The sequence below is a fragment of the Streptomyces viridosporus T7A genome, from assembly GCF_008704515.1.
GTDB lineage: Bacteria > Actinomycetota > Actinomycetes > Streptomycetales > Streptomycetaceae > Streptomyces > Streptomyces viridosporus.
Map to the genome: position 1 here is coordinate 3,816,782 of NZ_CP023700.1, position 16,045 is coordinate 3,832,826.

General features: G+C 74.3%; 14 protein-coding genes. 8 read left to right on the top strand and 6 right to left on the bottom strand.

Features of this window, described 5'->3' with window-relative positions; translation table 11 throughout:
- Positions 1–114: 114 nt before the first annotated feature.
- Both CP969_RS17545 and CP969_RS17550 read left to right on the top strand, forming a co-directional pair.
- On the top strand, positions 115–3,072 hold the full coding sequence (locus CP969_RS17545; protein WP_016825780.1) for an SARP-family global regulator AfsR: 2,958 nt from the start codon (positions 115–117) through the stop codon (positions 3,070–3,072).
- A 213-nt stretch (positions 3,073–3,285) separates the two neighbouring features.
- Entirely contained in the window at positions 3,286–3,477 is a 192-nt protein-coding gene (locus CP969_RS17550; RefSeq protein ID WP_004986731.1) for a regulatory protein AfsS, read from the top strand.
- A gap of 205 nt (positions 3,478–3,682) precedes the next feature.
- Here the strand turns inward: CP969_RS17550 and CP969_RS17555 are convergent, their stop codons facing one another.
- The 3 genes from CP969_RS17555 to CP969_RS17565 form a co-directional block, all read right to left on the bottom strand.
- A complete protein-coding gene (locus CP969_RS17555) occupies positions 3,683–4,258 on the bottom strand; it encodes a hypothetical protein (RefSeq protein WP_016825779.1) in 576 nt (191 codons plus the stop codon).
- 197 nt (positions 4,259–4,455) lie between these two features.
- Complete coding sequence (locus CP969_RS17560) at positions 4,456–6,831, bottom strand: protein serine/threonine kinase AfsK (protein WP_150474943.1); 2,376 nt, start codon at positions 6,829–6,831, stop codon at positions 4,456–4,458.
- 210 nt (positions 6,832–7,041) lie between these two features.
- A complete protein-coding gene (locus tag CP969_RS17565; RefSeq protein ID WP_078495394.1) occupies positions 7,042–7,773 on the bottom strand; it encodes an AfsK-binding protein KbpA in 732 nt (243 codons plus the stop codon).
- A 134-nt stretch (positions 7,774–7,907) separates the two neighbouring features.
- Here CP969_RS17565 and CP969_RS17570 point away from each other — a divergent pair, with 134 nt between their 5' ends.
- Positions 7,908–8,543, top strand: a complete 636-nt coding sequence (locus CP969_RS17570) for a TetR family transcriptional regulator (RefSeq protein WP_016825778.1) — start codon at positions 7,908–7,910, stop codon at positions 8,541–8,543.
- A 97-nt stretch (positions 8,544–8,640) separates the two neighbouring features.
- On the opposite strand, the gene CP969_RS17575 is transcribed toward CP969_RS17570, so the two are convergent.
- Positions 8,641–9,093: an Lrp/AsnC family transcriptional regulator gene (locus CP969_RS17575; protein ID WP_016825777.1), complete on the bottom strand. Its 453-nt coding sequence runs from the start codon at positions 9,091–9,093 to the stop codon at positions 8,641–8,643.
- An 82-nt stretch (positions 9,094–9,175) separates the two neighbouring features.
- Between CP969_RS17575 and CP969_RS17580 the strand changes: the two genes are divergently transcribed.
- From CP969_RS17580 to CP969_RS17590, 3 genes are all read left to right on the top strand, one after another.
- The gene (locus tag CP969_RS17580; protein WP_004986725.1) at positions 9,176–9,802 is read left to right on the top strand and encodes a LysE family translocator; all 627 of its coding nucleotides are present in this window, start codon (positions 9,176–9,178) and stop codon (positions 9,800–9,802) included.
- 202 nt (positions 9,803–10,004) lie between these two features.
- Positions 10,005–10,430 (top strand): pyridoxamine 5'-phosphate oxidase family protein, encoded by a 426-nt coding sequence (locus CP969_RS17585; protein WP_016825776.1) that lies wholly within the window; start codon positions 10,005–10,007, stop codon positions 10,428–10,430.
- 31 nt (positions 10,431–10,461) lie between these two features.
- On the top strand, positions 10,462–11,127 hold the full coding sequence (locus CP969_RS17590) for a pyridoxine/pyridoxamine 5'-phosphate oxidase (RefSeq protein ID WP_016825775.1): 666 nt from the start codon (positions 10,462–10,464) through the stop codon (positions 11,125–11,127).
- Positions 11,128–11,164: 37 nt separating this feature from the next.
- Here CP969_RS17590 and CP969_RS17595 read toward each other — a convergent pair whose 3' ends face one another.
- Positions 11,165–11,773, bottom strand: a complete 609-nt coding sequence (locus tag CP969_RS17595) for a GNAT family N-acetyltransferase (protein ID WP_016825774.1) — start codon at positions 11,771–11,773, stop codon at positions 11,165–11,167.
- Positions 11,774–11,953: 180 nt separating this feature from the next.
- On the opposite strand from CP969_RS17595, the gene CP969_RS17600 reads away from it, so the two are divergent.
- Positions 11,954–13,156 (top strand): flavin-containing monooxygenase, encoded by a 1,203-nt coding sequence (locus tag CP969_RS17600; protein ID WP_016825773.1) that lies wholly within the window; start codon positions 11,954–11,956, stop codon positions 13,154–13,156.
- A gap of 32 nt (positions 13,157–13,188) precedes the next feature.
- Here CP969_RS17600 and CP969_RS17605 read toward each other — a convergent pair whose 3' ends face one another.
- Positions 13,189–14,508, bottom strand: coding sequence for an MFS transporter (locus CP969_RS17605; protein ID WP_026085095.1), 1,320 nt, complete (start codon positions 14,506–14,508; stop codon positions 13,189–13,191).
- 72 nt (positions 14,509–14,580) lie between these two features.
- Between CP969_RS17605 and CP969_RS17610 the strand changes: the two genes are divergently transcribed.
- The gene (locus tag CP969_RS17610; protein ID WP_004986718.1) at positions 14,581–15,621 is read left to right on the top strand and encodes a GlxA family transcriptional regulator; all 1,041 of its coding nucleotides are present in this window, start codon (positions 14,581–14,583) and stop codon (positions 15,619–15,621) included.
- The last annotated feature ends 424 nt before the right edge of the window (positions 15,622–16,045 follow it).

Consider the following 16,045-nt stretch of genomic DNA (forward strand, 5'->3'; position numbering starts at 1 on the left):
ACCCTGTGACGGACCGCCCCGCACCCATGTGATCGCCGTCTCGCACGGCTGACGCATCTGCCGTGAACAAGGCAAACTGGCGTAGTTGCTCAGGACACATAGGGGGACGACTGCATGGACGGTGTACCGCGGGTGCCGGAGCAGCGACGTCCCGGCTCCCCGGCGGAGCCCGCGGCGCTGCGCTTCAGTGTGCTCGGGCCGGTGCGCGCCTGGCGCGGCGACGAGCCGGTCAACACCGGAAGCCCTCAGCAACGCGCCCTGCTCACCGCCCTGTTGCTGCGTGAGGGCCGTACGGCCACGGCGGCCGAGCTGATCGACGCCCTGTGGGGCGAGGAGCCGCCCCAGCAGGCGCTGGCGGCGGTCCGCACCTACGCCTCCCGGCTGCGGAAGGTGCTGGACCCCGGGGTCCTGGTCAGCGAGTCCGGCGGGTACGCGGTGCGCGGGCTCGGCGAGGGCGCGCTGGACCTGGCGGTCGCGCAGGAACGGGCGGCACAGGCGGAGAAGGCGAGGAACACCGGGGACCTGTGCCACGCCCGCGAGGTGCTGGGCCGGGCCCTGTCCCTGTGGGACGGCGAGACGCTGGCGGGCGTGCCCGGCCCGTACGCGGAGGCCCAGCGCGTCCGCCTCGAGGAGTGGCGGCTCCAACTGCTGGAATCCCGCCTGGACATGGACCTGGACCAGGGCTGCCACGCGGAGGCGGTCTCGGAGCTGACGGCCCTGACGGCCGCGCACCCGCTGCGCGAGCGGCTGCGGGAACTCCTCATGCTCGCCCTGTACCGCAGCGGCCGCCAGGCGGAGGCGCTGGCGGTGTACGCGGACACGCGCCGCCTGCTCGCCGACGAACTCGGCGTCGACCCGCGCCCGGACCTGCAGGAACTCCAGCAGCGCATCCTCCGGGCCGACCCGGGGCTGGCGGAGCCGTCGACCCCGTCGGCGGAACCGGCGGCGGCGCTGGTGCGTCCGGCCCAGCTTCCGGCGACGGTGCCGGACTTCACGGGCCGCGCGTCCTTCGTGCGGGAGCTGGGCGAGGTACTGGCGTCGGCGTCCGGTTCCGAGGGCCGGGTGATGGCGGTGTCGGCGCTGGCGGGCATCGGTGGCGTCGGCAAGACCACGCTGGCGGTGCACATGGCCCACGAGGCGCGGTCCGCGTTCCCGGACGGGCAGCTGTACGTCGACCTCCAGGGCACCGGCCCGAGGGCGGCGGAGCCGGAGACGGTCCTCGGCTCCTTCCTGCGCGCCCTCGGCACGGCCGACTCGGCGATCCCGGACTCCCTGGAGGAGCGGGCGGCCCTGTACCGCTCGGTGCTGGACGGCCGCAAGGTCCTGGTCCTGCTGGACAACGCGCGTGACGCGGCGCAGGTGAGACCCTTGCTGCCGGGGACGGCGGGCTGCGCGGCGCTGGTGACGTCGCGGGTCCGGATGGTGGACCTGGCCGGGGCGCACCTGGTCGACCTGGACGTGATGGCGCCGGACGAGGCGCTGACCCTGTTCACGAAGATCGTGGGCGAGGAGCGGGTGGCCTCCGAGCGCAAGGCCGCCCTGGACGTGGTGGCGGCCTGCGGTTTCCTCCCCCTGGCGATCCGCATCGCGGCCTCCCGCCTGGCGGCGCGCCGCACCTGGACCGTCTCGGTCCTCGCGGCCAAGCTGGCGGACGAGCGCCGCCGCCTGGACGAGCTCCAGGCCGGCGACCTGGCGGTGAAGGCCACCTTCGAACTGGGCTACGGCCAGCTGGAGCCGGCCCAGGCCCGCGCGTTCCGGCTCCTCGGCCTGGCGGACGGCCCGGACATCTCGCTGGCGGCCGCGTCCGCGGTCCTGGACCTCCCCCCGGAGGACACCGAGGACCTGCTGGAGTCCCTGGTGGACACGTCGCTGCTGGAATCGGCGGCACCGGGCCGCTACCGCTTCCACGACCTGGTACGGCTCTACGCGCGTGCGTGCGCGGAACGCGACGAACACCCCCCGAGCGAACGGGAGGCCGCGTTGTCGCGGCTGCTGGACTTCTACCTGGCCACGGCGGCGGGGGTGTACGCGATCGAGCGGCCGGGGGACCGGCTGGTGGACGACCTGGAACCCACCGAGTACCCGGGGCTGCGCTTCGCCAACGGATCCGCCGCCCTCGACTGGCTCTACAGCGAAGCCTCGCCCCTGCTGGCCTGCGTGCGACAGGCCACCGAAGCAGGCAGGTTGAGACGAGGAGTGGACCTGCTCTGGGCGGCCAAGGACCTCACCGAGTCGGGGGCCAACTCGCACCAGTACGAGACGACGGCCCGAGCGATGTGCGACGCGACGCAGGCCGCCGGTGACGCCCGCGCGGAGGGGAGGGCGCGGACGACCCTCACCAACGTCCTCCTGGTCTACGGGCGCATCCAGCAGGCCGGGGAAGAAGCGCGGCGCGCCATGGAACTGGCGGTCTCCGTGGGGGACGCGACCGCGGTCAGCTGGGTCGCCAACGACCGGGGACTCATCTGCCTGCACCAGGGCCACTACTCGGAGGGCGAGACCTTCTTCAACCAGGCGATCGAGGGACACCGCGCCGCGGGCAACCGGCTCGGTGAGGCCGTCACTCTGGCCAATCTCTCACGGGCCTACCTGGAGCTGGGCAGTGTCTCCAGGGCCGTCGACATCGCTCAGCACAGCCTCGCCCTCCACTCGGAACTGGGCAGGCCCATGCGGCGCGCCAGCGCACACTTCGCGCTGGGCCTGGCGCTGGCCAAGGCCAACCGTCACGCCGAGGCGCTCAGCCAGTTCGTCGACGCCCAAGGCATCTTCACCGAGCACCGGCAGCGGCTCTGGGTCGGCAACACCCACTTCCGTATGGCCGAGGTGCACCTCAGTGCCGCTCGCCCCGCACAGGCCGCCCAACACGCCGAACAGGCCCTCGCGCTGGGCTGCGTGGGGGGCGACAGGATGCGGGGCAACGTCGTGGCCCTCCTCGGCCGCGCCCTCTCCGAACTGGAGCAGGCGGACCGGGCGAAGGCCTGCTGGCAGGACGCCCTCAACCTGTACGAGCAGTGCGGGGCCGTCGAAGCCGCCGGTGTACGCGCCCTGTTGAACGGCACGCCGACGGCGTGACGAGCCGCCCGGCCGTCGACCGCGCGCAGGCGTTCAGCATTCGTTTATCGGGGTCCGGCACTCTCGAAGCAGTCGGACCGTCGCGTCGGGGGGCAGGCGGTCGGACAGGAGCCCGACCCGTTACTGTGCGGCTCCGAACGCCCGTCCGGCGGTCCTCGGGGGAGCTTCCGGGCGGGCGTTCCCTGCTCGTCACCACACGGAGGAAGTCACGCCATGAGCGACACGAAGAAGAACGCGGACGCCACTCCGCAGGACAACAGCATGCCCGCGCCGCCGAAGGACGGGGGCGCCACCACGCAGGACAACAGCATGCCGAGCGAGCCCGCCGCGGGCGAGGCCATCACCACGCTGGACAACAGCATGCCCGCCCCGCCCGCCCTGGACCTGGACCGGGGCGGCAGGTAGCCCTTCCTCCCGCACGGGGGAGTCGGCCGCGGCGGCGCGGAGGGGGAGCCGTCGCGGCCGAGGTGTGCCCGCGGGGGTTCTCCGGTCGGCCTCCGACCGGACGCCCCGACGCATCGACCGATCACCGACGAGGCCGAGGTTCTCCTCGGCCTCGTCGTCGTACGACCGTGCTCCACGCACCGTCCGGCGGTGCACCGGCCGGGCCTCAGCGGGTGGCCGGGGCCAGGGGTTCGGGGGCGCAGTCGGTGATCCGGGGGGCTCGCCCGGTGTCGTCGATGTCCACCCGGGCGGTCGCCGTGTCGTCGCCGGCCACCTCGACCCGCTGCGACCGGGAGACGACCTTCGCGCCGGACGCGTCCTCGAAGACCACGGTGACGGTGAAGACGCCGGTGACGGCGTTGGGGTTGGTGACCTCGACGGTGGCGTACGGGGCCTTCTTCGAGGCGCAGCTCAGCAGCTCCACGGTGGCGTCCTGCAGGGACGAGGACCCGTTCCCGCTGCCGCTGCTCCCGCCGGAACCGCTGCTTCCCTCGTCGTAGTCGTTGTCGTAGTGGTTGCCGTTGCCGTTGCCGTAGTAGTCGTCGTCGTCATCGTCGTCGTCGTACCGGTGCGAGCCGCCGCTCGAACCCGACGACGAGTCGTGGTTCTGGCTGGAGCTGCTGCACCCGCCGCCCCCGTCGCCGCTGCCGCCGTGGCCGCGTCCGGTCGAGAAGCCGGTGAGGCTGAGGACGACGAGTGCCGAGACCGCGGTGAGCTTGAGTGTGTTCCCCCGAGGATTCATGGCCGTCAGGCTATCGACCTCCGTGTCACGGACATGTCGCTGTCTGGCGACCGTCGCGTACCCGGCGTAGCGTCTGCGGTGGGAGCGGTGGGCGGACCGTTCCCCGCAGTGACGGCCGCCGTCCGACCCCTTCCGTTGCACCGGCACGACGGCCGTCCCGCACCGCCCCGCAGCGGACCGCGCCGGACCGCGCCGTCCTACGCGGTCCGCGCCGTCCCCGTCCCCTTCTCCGCGTCCAGCGCGTACACGCAGCGGTCCTTGCTGCACGCGTAGACGACGCCGTCCCGCACGACCGGGGAGCCGGTGATCTCGCCGCCGGTGGCCAGCTTCCACCTCAGGCGGCCGTCGTCGGCCTTGAGGGTGTAGAGGAGGTGGTCCGTGGAGCCGAAGTGGATGCGGCCCTCGGCGACCGCCGGGGAGCCCACGATGTCGCCGCCGGACTGGAAGCGCCACTTGGGCGTGCCGGTGACCGCGTCCAGGGTGTACAGGCCCTTGCCGCTGCCCACGTGGACGTGGCCGGCGGCGACCAGGACCGGCTCGACGGAGGCCCGGGACTCGGTGGCGATGCGCCAGCGGTCGCGGCCGTCGGTGGCGTCGAGGGCGTAGACGGTGCCGAGGTAGTCGGCGAGGTAGACGCCGCCGCCGGTGACGGCCGGGCCCGGGACGAAGGCGGGCGGGGAGAGGAAGACCGCCGGGGCCTCGAAGTGCCAGCGGACGTGTCCGCCGGCGACGTCGAGGGCGATGACGCGCGTGCCCGCGGAGACGTAGACGTAGCCGTCGGAGGCGTGGGTGAGACGGATCGGGACGCCGCCGCAGGAGGCCGCGTCGCCGATGGGGTACGACCAGCGCTCGTCGCCGGTGCGGGCGTCGAGGGCGCGCAGACGGGCTTCCTGCCAGACGTAGACGGTGCCGTCGTGGACGGCGGGGCCCGCCTCGGGGGACTCGAAGTCGGTCTGGCAGCCGGTGATCTCCCACAGCTTCCGGCCGGTGGACGCCTCCCAGGCCTGGACGCCGCCGCCGCGGGTGCCGGTGACGACGGTGCCGCGGTCGGCCTGGAGGGAGTACACCCAGGCGTCCGTGGACAGCCGCCACAGGTCGCCGCCCTCGCGGGCCTCCAGGGCGTAGAGGGTGGGGCCGTCGGAGGCGTGGATGCGGCCCTCGGCGACCGCCATCGACCAGGCGACGTCCCGGGTCTTGAAGCGCCGGCGGCCGGTGGCCACGTCGAGGGCGTGCACCTCGAAGGAGGTGACGTAGACGAGGTCGCCGTCGACCGCCGGAGTGCCCCACACGTCGTTGGACATGCGGAAGCGCCACGGCCGCCAGCCGGCCGGGTGCTCCGGCGGGGCGGCGGGCGCCGTGGTCGCCGGTACGGCGGGGTCGGCGCCGTTGACGCCGGGGCGGGGCTTGGCCCAGGAGGCGGCGAGGGCGGCCTCGGGCGGGGGCGCCTTGACGGCGGCGGCGCGGACGTCGGCGACGCGCGGGCCGGGGCCGATGGGCACCGCGGCGCCGGCCAGCCGCACGGGGCCGGTGTCGGGAGCGCCCGCGAGGGCGCCCACCGGCGCGGGCAGGGACGGGGGCGGCGGCGGGACGACGGGGTCGTGCGGGGGCGGCGGCGGGATGTGGGGAGGGACGCCCCCGCCGCTGAGGCCTCCTCCGTGGGCGGGCTTGGGCGCCGGACGGCCGCCCCGGCGGGCCTCGATCAGGCTCACCGCGCGCTCGGGCAGCCAGGCGGAGGCCGTGCCGCTGTCGTCGGAGCCGGAACCGAACAGGTGCGGGGCGAGCTGGGCCTGGAGGTCGGCGGGGCTGGGCCGGGCCGAGGCCTCCATCTGCATGCAGGCCTCGATCAGCGGACGCAGCTCGTCCGGGAGCCCGTCCAGGTCCGGGCCCTCGCGCAGCAGCATGAAGACCGTCTCGACCGGGTTGGCGCCGTGGAAGGGGGCGTGGCCGGTGGCGGCGAAGACGAGCGTGGAGCCCAGGGAGAACACGTCGCTGGCGCCGGTGACGCTGCGGGAGTCCTTCGCCTGCTCCGGGGACATGTAGGCGGGGGTGCCGACGGCGACGTTCGTCATCGTCAGACGGGTGTTCGACACACCGGAGGCGATACCGAAGTCGATCACCCGGGGGCCGTCCTCGACGACGAGGACGTTGGAGGGCTTCAGGTCGCGGTGGACCAGCCCGGCACCGTGGATCGACTGGAGCGCCTCCGCGACGCCCGCCGCGAGCCAGCGCACCGCCTGGGCCGGCAGCGGGCCGCACTCGTTCACTATCTCCTCGAGGGAGGGCGCGGGAACGTACGCGGTGGCCAGCCACGGCACGGCGGCACGCGGGTCGGCGTCCACGACGGCCGCCGTGTAGAAGCCGGAGACCGCCCGGGCCGCCTCCACCTCGCGCGTGAAGCGGACCCGGAACAACTGGTCCTCGGCCAGTTCGGTCCGGACCGTCTTGATCGCCACGCGCCGCCCGGACGCCGAGCGCGCGAGATAGACCAGCCCCATGCCGCCGGCTCCCAGCCGTCCCAGCACCTCGAACGGCCCGATACGCCGCGGATCGTGCTGCGTCAGCTGATCCACCACTTGCCTGCCACCTCCCCGTACGAGTCGCGCCACCGCCTTGTGCACGCGACCGAAGTGCAGCGTCTCACCACCGCACCGCCGCGGCGGCACGCACCCCGATTCTTCCTGGCCGGGCCTCCGGTTGCGAACCGGCCGACAAATAGGGTGTCCAGGTTTACATACGGCACAGGGGGACGGACGGGTGGCCGGTGGACCGCCCGGCGGGCCGGGTCAGCGGCGCAGCAGCGCGAAGGACGCCCCCTGGTCGTCGGTGACCACGGCCGCCGTGCCGTACGACGTCTCGAAGGGCGGCACCTGGACCCGGCCGCCGAGCCGGGTCACCCGCTCCATGGTGGCCGCCGGGTCCTCGACGGCGAAGTGGACGAGGAAGTGGGGCGGCATCTCGGCGGGGAAGACGTCGGAGATCGGCGCGCGGCCGAAGTCCGGGTCGGCGCCCGGACCGAACAGGGCGTCGTGGAAGAGGTCCCCGTAGAAGGCGTTGGCCGCCTCGGTGTCCCGGGTGTAGAGCTCGACCCAGGCGAAGGTGCCCGGTTCGCGGCGGCGGCCGAAGCCGGGGTGGCCGACCGGCTGCCAGAGGCCGAAGACGGCTCCCCCGGGGTCGGTGACGAGCGCGGCGACGCCCAGCTCGCCGACCGGCAGCGGCGCGGAGACGATCTGCCCGCCGGCCGCGCGGATCCGCCCGCACAGCGCCTCGGCGTCCGGGGTCGCGAAGGACACCGTCCACACCGTGGGCATCCGGCCGTCCGTCTTGTGCGCGAGGGAGGCGACGGGCTCGCCGCCCTTCAGCGCCCGTACGGCCCCCGGGGACCGGGCGGGCTGGTCCTGGAAGGACCACCCGAAGAGCTCGCCGTAGAACCGCTTGCCCGCCTCCACGTCGGGCAGCTGCGCGTCCACCCAGCACGGGGTGCCCTCTGTGTACTCCGGTGCCCTGTTTTCGGCCATGCCGCCAAAGTAACCGCGTCACCCGCACCCCGCAGACCAGGCACACCAGCCTCCTTGTGCTCACGCACCCCATTTGCAGTCGGCCGAATCGCGCTCCCATCACCCCTCGGTAAGCTGACGACATGACAGGACAAGTGCGTACCGTCGACGGCCGCGTGGCCGGCCGGCGAGGGCAGGCGACCCGGCAGAAGCTGCTCGACTGCCTCAGCGAGATGCTCAGCTCGTCACCCTATCGGGACGTCAAGGTCATCGATGTCGCACGCAAGGCGGGGACTTCCCCGGCGACCTTCTACCAGTACTTCCCCGACGTCGAGGGCGCCGTCCTGGAGATCGCTGAGCAAACGGCCGCCGACAGCGCCGGGTTGACCGAGCTCCTGGAGGGCCGCTCCTGGGTCGGCAAGGCCGGCTGGCAGACGGCTCAGGAACTCGTCGACGGTTTCCTGGAGTTCTGGCGGAAGAACGACGCGATCCTGCGCGTCGTGGACCTCGGCGCGGCCGAGGGCGACAAACGCTTCTACAAGATCCGCATGAAGGTCCTGAACTCCGTGAACGCCTCCCTGGCGGACTCCGTCGCCGCGCTGCAGGCCAAGGGGCGGGTCGACAAGGACGTGAACCCGGCGGCGGTCGCCGGTGCCCTGGTCACGATGCTCGCGGCCGCGGCCTCGCACCAGAAGGGCTTCTCCTCCTGGGGCGTCAAGCAGGCCGAACTCAAGCCCAACCTGGCTCTGTTGGTGCACCTGGGCGTCACCGGCAAGAAGCCGACGAGGTAGGCGCCCGGCGAATCGTTCCTCCGACCACGCGTCCTGTCCGGCAGGCGGCGGTCCACCCCGGTGGACCGCCGCCTGTCGCATGTCCGGGCACCGTGCGCTAGGCGGGCAGCGGGCGGTCCTTCACCACGTGCTTCATCACCAGCGTGGACGTCAGCCGCTGCACCCCCGGCAGCGTGGCCAGGCGTTCGTCGTAGAGCCGCTGGTAGGCGGCGAGGTCGGCGGCGACCACCCGCAGCAGGTAGTCCGGCTCCCCGAACAGCCGCTGCGCCTCCAGCACCTCCTCCACCTCGCCGACCGCCCGCTCGAACTCCGCGACCGTGTCGCGGTCCTCCTGGCGCATGGAGACGAACACCAGCGCCTCGAAGGTCAGCCCCACGGCGGCCGGGTCCACCACCGCCCGGTAGCCGCTGATCGCGCCCGACCGCTCCAGCTCCCGCAGCCGCCGGTGACAGGGCGAGACGCTGAGCCGCACCCGCGCGGCCAGCTCCGTCACGGTCAGCCGCCCGTCCTGCTGCAGCTCGGCAAGAATCTTCCGGTCCATGTCGTCCACGGGGTGGATCCTGCCTCGAAACGCGGGAAAACGGGAAAAATACGGGAACACATTCGGCGCCTTCCCTCCTAATCTCGCCATCATGGACACCACGGCCCTCCTCTCCTTCCTCGCCCTCGACCTGATGCTGGTGTGCGTACCGGGTGCCGACTGGGCGTACACGATCTCGGCCGGGCTGCGGGGACGGTCGGTGGTCCCGGCGGTCGGGGGTCTGGTGGCCGGGTACGCGCTGCACACGGTGCTCGCCGCGGCGGGGCTGGCGGTCCTGGTCGCGGGCTCCCCGGCCCTGCTCACCGCGCTGACCGTGGCGGGGGCCGGGTATCTGGTGTGGCTGGGCTGGAGCGTGCTGCGCCGCCCCGGCGCCCCGGCCGCGGACGGGGCCGCGGAGGAGGAGAACGGCGTCCGGGCCTTCCGGCGCGGGGCCGCGATCAGCGGCCTGAACCCCAAGGGCCTGCTGCTCTACCTCTCCGTCCTGCCCCAGTTCCTGGTCACGGGCGACGGCGCGCGGCTGCCGGTGCCGGCGCAGACCGCCGTCCTGGGGCTGCTGCACATGGCGTGCTGCGCCGTCGTCTACCTGTCCGTCGGCCTCGCCGCCCGCGCCGTCCTCGGCACCCGTCCGGCGGCGGCCCGCGCGGTCGTGCGCACGTCGGGGGCGGCGATGCTCGGGATCGGCGCGTTCCTCCTGGTCCAGCGGCTGGCGGTGCTCTAGCCGGACGGATCGTGCGCGCCCTCGGGCGGGATGTTCCGGCCTCAACGACCCGGGACACGGGAGAGGTTGCCGCCGCAGCACCCGGACGGGGGGAAGACCGGGGCGGGCGGCCGTCGTTGTGCTCGGTGGAAACCGACCGACCGTACGCGCGGCACGACCGCCCCGTACGTCCGCGACGCCCGAGCCGCAGGAGGAACCCGCAATGGCCCTGACCCGCGAAGAGCGCGAACAGTTCCTGGCCGAACCCCACGTCGCCGCGCTCGCGGTCGACGCGGGACCGGGACGCGCCCCGCTCACCGTGCCGATCTGGTACCAGTACGCGCCCGGCGGCGACGTGTGGATCATGACCGGCCTCGACTCCCGCAAGAACAAGCTGATCGGCGCGGCCGGGCGGTTCTCGCTCATGGTCGACCGGACCGAGCCCACCATCCGGTACGTGTCGGTGGAGGGACCGGTCCTGGAGACCGTCCCCGCCACGATCGAGCTGCTCCGGGAGATCTCCGCCCGCTACCTCCCGGCCGACAAGGTCGAGGGGTACGTCGACTTCGCGTGGAAGAACCACGGCGAGCAGGTCGTCGTCCGCATGCGGCCCGAGCACTGGGTGTCGTCCGACCTCGGGTCGGTGTGAGCCCGGCCGTCCCGCGCACGAGAATCGGGACATGGGAACCGATCTCCACGAGCTGCTGAGGTCACTTCGGGTCTGGGACCCGGAGGTCACCGAACTGCCGGCGCTGGATCCGGCCGCCGCGCCCGCCGAGCCGCTGCCGCTGTTCACGCGGTGGCTGGCCGAGGTCGCGGCGGCCGGGCAGCGCGAGCCGCACACCATGTCCCTGGCCACGGCGGACGCGGACGGGCTGCCGGACGTACGGATCGTGATGCTGCACGGCGCGGACGCCGACGGCTGGTCCTTCGCGACCCACGCGCACAGCCGCAAGGGCGGCCACCTCGCCGTCCGCCCGTATGCCGCGCTGGCCTTCCACTGGCCGGCGCTGGGCCGCCAGGTGCGCCTGCGCGGGCCCGTCGCCACCGCTCCGGCCGAGGAGGCGCAGGCCGATCTGCACGCCCGCTCCACCGGGGCGCTGGCCGCCGCGCTGACCGGCCGGCAGAGCGATCTCCTCGGCTCGGTGGAGGAGCTGGCCCGGGCCTCGGACGAGGCCTGGGAGCGGGCGCGGCGGGAGCCGGACGCCCCGGCGCCGTCCTGGACCCTGTACCGGCTCCGGCCGGACGAGGTGGAGTTCTTCCAGGGCGACGCCCGGCGCCGGCACGTACGGCTGCGCTACCGGCGGACCGGGGAGGGGTGGGCCCGGGAGCTGCTCTGGCCGTGACGCGGAGTGCCGCCGGGGCCCGCGGCGTGCCCCCGCGTCACACCGGTGGGACCGGCGCGGGCGGCTCCGGGTCCGTCGCGAGGCGGGCGTGCAGGTGGGCGTCGCGGAAGGCGTCGTGGCGGCCGGCCTCGAAGATCGCCCCGCGCATGATCCCCTCGTACGCGAACCCGCACCGCTCGGCGACCCGGCAGGACGCCCCGTGACCCAGCGCGTGGCTCAGCTCCAGCCGGTGCAGGCCCCGTTCGCTCAGCGCCCAGCGCGCGACGAGCAGCAGCGCCCGGGTGGCCACCCCCCGGCCGCGCGCCTCCGGGAGCACCCAGTAGCCGACCCGGCCCAGGCGCATCACCGGGTGGATGTCGTTGACGCCGAGGTGCCCCAGCGCCGCGCCGCTGCCGGCGTCGGCTATCCGGAAGGACGCCCCCGTGCCCTCCAGGTCGTGCCGGGTGCCCCGGCGCAGCGACTCCCGGGCGGTGGCCAGGTCCGTGATCGGCCGGAGCGGGGTGTTCCAGCGCTGGAACTCCGGGTCCGTGATGCCGCGCAGCCACGTCTCCACGTCGTCCCGGGACGACGGGTCCCAGGGGCGCAGGTGCAGGCCGAGGCCGTGGAGTTCGGGAAGGGGCCGGGTGCGTCTGCGGGGGTGGGCCATGGGGACATTCAAACCCGCGGGGCCGCCCGGGACACGGGGATTCCCCCATCGGTCCACCGCCGCGCGAACGGGCGGACCTCGCCCCGCCCGCGCCCGCGCCCCGCCAGGTGTGATCAATCCGCAACCAATTCCGGTCTTGACCGAGACCCATCAAGCAGGTGCGTGATTACGCTCGCGCTCATGACCGACTCCACCACGTCCGCGCGCCCCACCGCGCCCCACCCGGCGGACCGCCCCGTCTACGTCGTCGGCGGCGGCCCGGGCGGGCTCTCCGTCGCGTACGCGTTACGCGCCCGGGGGATACGGGCCGTCGTCCTGGAACGGTCCGACCGGGTGGGCGCGTCCTGGCGGCGCCACTACGACCGGCTGCGGCTGCACACCACCCGGCGGCTGTCCGCCCTGCCCGGCCTGCCGATGCCGCGCCGGTTCGGGCGGTGGGTGTCCCGGGACGACGTGGTCCGGTACCTGGAGAAGTACGCCGAACACCACCGCCTGGAGATCGTCACCGGTGTCGAGGTGTCGCGCGTGGAGCGCACCGCCGACGGCACCGGCTGGCTGCTGCACGCCACCGGCGGCCGTGAACTGACCGGCGCCGCGGTCGTCGTGGCCACCGGGTACAACCACACGCCCCGCGTCCCCGACTGGCCCGGCCTGGACACGTACACCGGCGAGTTCCTGCACGCCTGCGCGTACCGCAACGCGCGGCCGTTCGCCGGGCGGGACGTGCTCGTCGTGGGGGTCGGCAACACGGGGGCCGAGATCGCCGTCGACCTGGTGGAGGGCGGGGCCTCCCGGGTGCGGCTGGCGGTGCGCACCCCTCCGCACATCGTGCGCCGCTCGACCGCGGGTTGGCCCGCGCAGTACTCGGGCGTCCTGATGCGCCGGCTGCCGGTCGGCCTCGTCGACCGGCTGTCCCGGGTCCAGGCGAAGGTGGCCCTGCCCGACCTGTCGGACCGGGGCCTCCCCCGCCCCGGCCCCGGCCTGTACAGCCGGGTGCTGGAGGGCGCCATCCCCGTGCAGGACGTCGGCCTGGTCGACGCCGTGCGCACGGGGGCGGTGGAGGTCGTGGGCGCCGTGGAGCGGTTCGAGGACGGCGAGGTCGTGCTCGCCGGCGGGGACCGGATCGCCCCGGAGGCGGTCGTCGCGGCCACGGGGTACGTCCGCGCGCTGGAGGGCCTGGTCGGCCACCTCGGCGTCCTCGACCACCGCGGCAGACCGGTCGTCCACGGCGCCCGCACCCCGGACGGCGCTCCCGGCCTGCACTTCACCGGCTTCACCAACCCCATCAGCGGCACCCTGCGCGAACTGGCCCTCGACGCACGGCGGATCGCCGGTGCGGTGGCCCGCGACGGAGCGCCGGGCGTCTCCCGCCTCCCCCGCTGAGACCCCGCCGCCCACCGGTCCGGGACGGTCGTCTACACCGCCGCCGCCGGCCCCGGGGCGGCCGGCCGCCGCCGGATCACCAGGGCCATCAGCGCCGCCGCCGCGCACAGCGCCCCCGAGGCGTACCAGACCACGTCGTAGGAGCCGAACGCGTCCCGCGCGACGCCGCCGAGGAAGGCGACGAGGGCGGCGCCGACCTGGTGGGAGGCGAGCACCCAGCCGAAGACGATCGGGCTGTCGTCGCCGTAGTGCTCGCGGCACAGGGCGAGGGTGGGCGGGACGGTGGCGACCCAGTCGAGGCCGTAGAAGACGATGAACAGGACCATCGGGGGGTGCACGCCGGGGGCCAGGAGGAGCGGCAGGAAGAGCAGGGAGACACCGCGCAGGGCGTAGTAGACGGCGAGCAGGCGGCGCGCGTCGAAGCGGTCGGTGAACCAGCCGGAGGCCACCGTGCCGACGACGTCGAACACCCCGATGACGGCCAGCAGCGAGGCGGCGGCCGTGATCGGCATGCCGTGGTCGTGGGCCGCGGGCACGAAGTGGGTCTGGATCAGGCCGTTGGTCGAGGCGCCGCAGATCGCGAAGGTGCCGGCGAGCAGCCAGAACGGCCCGGTGCGCACCGCCGAGAACAGCACCGTGAGCGCGCGCCGGGCGGCGCCGGGCACGGGCGCGGGCTTCGGCACGAACTCCTTCGCCCCGTACGGCTCGACCCCCACGTCGGCCGGGTGGTCGTGCAGCAGCAGCCAGACGAACGGGACGACCGCGAGGGCGGCCAGGGACACGGTGACGGCGGCCGGACGCCAGTGGTGCGTGGCGACGATCCAGGACAGCAGCGGCAGGAAGATCAGCTGCCCGGAGGCGGACGCGGCGGTGAGGACGCCGCTGACCAGCCCGCGCCGCTCGGTGAACCAGCGGTTGGTGACGGTGGCGGCGAAGGCGAGCGCCATGGAGCCGGAGCCCAGGCCCACCAGCAGGCCCCAGCACAGCAGGAGCTGCCAGGCCGCCGTCATCCACACCGTCAGGCCCGAGCCGAGCGCGATCACGGTCAGGGCGAGAGCGACGACCCGCCGGATGCCGTAGCGGTCCATCAGCGCCGCCGCGAAGGGGGCGGTGAGGCCGTACAGGGCGAGGTTCACGGAGACCGCGGCCCCGACGGTGCCCCGCGACCAGCCGAATTCCTGGTGCAGCGGGTCGATGAACAGACCCGGTACGGAGCGGAAGGCGGCCGCGCCGATGATCGTCACGAAGGTGACGGCGGCGACGAACCAGGCGCGGTGCACACGGGTGCGCTTCTGCCGGCGGCCGCTCGCGGGCGGCTCCACGGCGGTGGCTGTCTCGGTTGTTCGGGTCACGCCGTAGATCGTGTGGGCTGCCGGACCTCCTCATCGAGTGGCCCGGCGGACAGCCTTCGCTAGGATCGGGCCATGGATCCGGCCTCCCGCACGTCCCGTGCCGGCACGTTCCGGCCCCACCGCGTCGTCGTCCTCGCCCTCGACGGGCTGCTCCCCTTCGAGCTGGGCATTCCGCACCGCATCTTCGGCCGCCCCAGGGACGGGCACGGGCGGCGGCTGTACGAGGTCGTCACCTGCTCGGTCCGGCCGCCCGGACCGGTCGAGACGGACGCCGACTTCGCCGTCCACGTCGGCAACGGCCCGGAGGCGCTCGCCACCGCCGACACGGTGATCGTCCCCGCCTTCTACGAACGGGGCCCGGTGTACGAGCGGGGCGAGCTGACCGACGAGCTGGCCGCCGCCCTCGCGCACATCCGGCCCGGCACCCGGCTCGCCTCCATCTGCACCGGCGTGTACGTCCTCGCCGCCGCCGGCCGCCTCGACGGCCGGCCCGCCACCACCCACTGGGCCGACGCCGAGCGCTTCCAGCGGCTCTTCCCCCGGATCGAGGTCGACCCGGACGTGCTGTTCGTCGACGACGGCGACGTCCTGACCTCCGCGGGCGTCGCGGCCGGCATCGACCTGTGCCTGCACCTGGTCCGGCGCGACCACGGCACCGCCGTCGCCAACGACGTGGCCCGCCGCACGGTCGTGCCGCCGCACCGCGACGGCGGCCAGGCGCAGTACATCCGGCGGCCGGTGCCCGATCCGCAGCAGGCGTCCACGACCGGCGCCCGCGCGTGGGCGCTGGGCCGGCTGCACGAGCCGATCCAGCTGCGCGACATGGCCGCGCGGGAGTCGATGTCGGTCCGCACCTTCACGCGCCGCTTCCGCGAGGAGGTGGGCGTCAGTCCGGGGCAGTGGCTGGCCCGGCAGCGGGTGGAGCGGGCCCGGCACCTGCTGGAGTCCACCGACCTGTCCGTGGACCGGGTGGCCCGCGACGCGGGGTTCGGTTCGGCCCAGTCGATGCGGCAGCACCTCCAGGCGGCGCTGGGGGTGACGCCGACGGCGTACCGGCGGACCTTCCGGGCCGGCGGGGGCGGGCACGGCGCGCCCGTGTCCGCCGGGGCCTGAGCACCGCGCGGGGCCGTGTCCGGGACCCTCGAAAAGTTGTCCACAGCCTGTGGAGGGGCGGGCCGTCGCGCGTCTTCCGCGGAGGCGGCGCGGCGCCGTCCGCCCCGAGCACGGCGGCGCCGCACCGCCTTCCGACTCCGGCGCTCCCGCCCCGGGCTCCCCCGCCCCCCGGGGGGAACCGACGCCGAGTCACGACCCGCACTCGCCGAGGGCCCCCGTCGTCGGAGCCCTCGCCGTCCCCTCGCGACGGACCGCTGACGACCAGGGTGATCAATCGGTCACCGCGCGTCAACGCCGGTTCGGGTGACTATGGGGCGATTCCGGCATATGACCGGTTCATCTGCACCGCGCACGGGAGCACACCCGGCGCACCGATTGACGTCCCGGTCCGCACGGCCGACCGGCCGTGCACCCGTGCACCGCC

Coding starts and splice junctions, on each gene's coding strand:
- CP969_RS17545 (WP_016825780.1), top strand. CDS start 115: ATGGACGGTGTACCGCGGGTGCCGGAGCAGCGACGTCCCGGCTCCCCG.
- CP969_RS17550 (WP_004986731.1), top strand. CDS start 3,286: ATGAGCGACACGAAGAAGAACGCGGACGCCACTCCGCAGGACAACAGC.
- CP969_RS17555 (WP_016825779.1), bottom strand. CDS start 4,258: ATGAATCCTCGGGGGAACACACTCAAGCTCACCGCGGTCTCGGCACTC.
- CP969_RS17565 (WP_078495394.1), bottom strand. CDS start 7,773: ATGGCCGAAAACAGGGCACCGGAGTACACAGAGGGCACCCCGTGCTGG.
- CP969_RS17580 (WP_004986725.1), top strand. CDS start 9,176: ATGGACACCACGGCCCTCCTCTCCTTCCTCGCCCTCGACCTGATGCTG.
- CP969_RS17585 (WP_016825776.1), top strand. CDS start 10,005: ATGGCCCTGACCCGCGAAGAGCGCGAACAGTTCCTGGCCGAACCCCAC.
- CP969_RS17590 (WP_016825775.1), top strand. CDS start 10,462: ATGGGAACCGATCTCCACGAGCTGCTGAGGTCACTTCGGGTCTGGGAC.
- CP969_RS17595 (WP_016825774.1), bottom strand. CDS start 11,773: ATGGCCCACCCCCGCAGACGCACCCGGCCCCTTCCCGAACTCCACGGC.
- CP969_RS17600 (WP_016825773.1), top strand. CDS start 11,954: ATGACCGACTCCACCACGTCCGCGCGCCCCACCGCGCCCCACCCGGCG.
- CP969_RS17610 (WP_004986718.1), top strand. CDS start 14,581: ATGGATCCGGCCTCCCGCACGTCCCGTGCCGGCACGTTCCGGCCCCAC.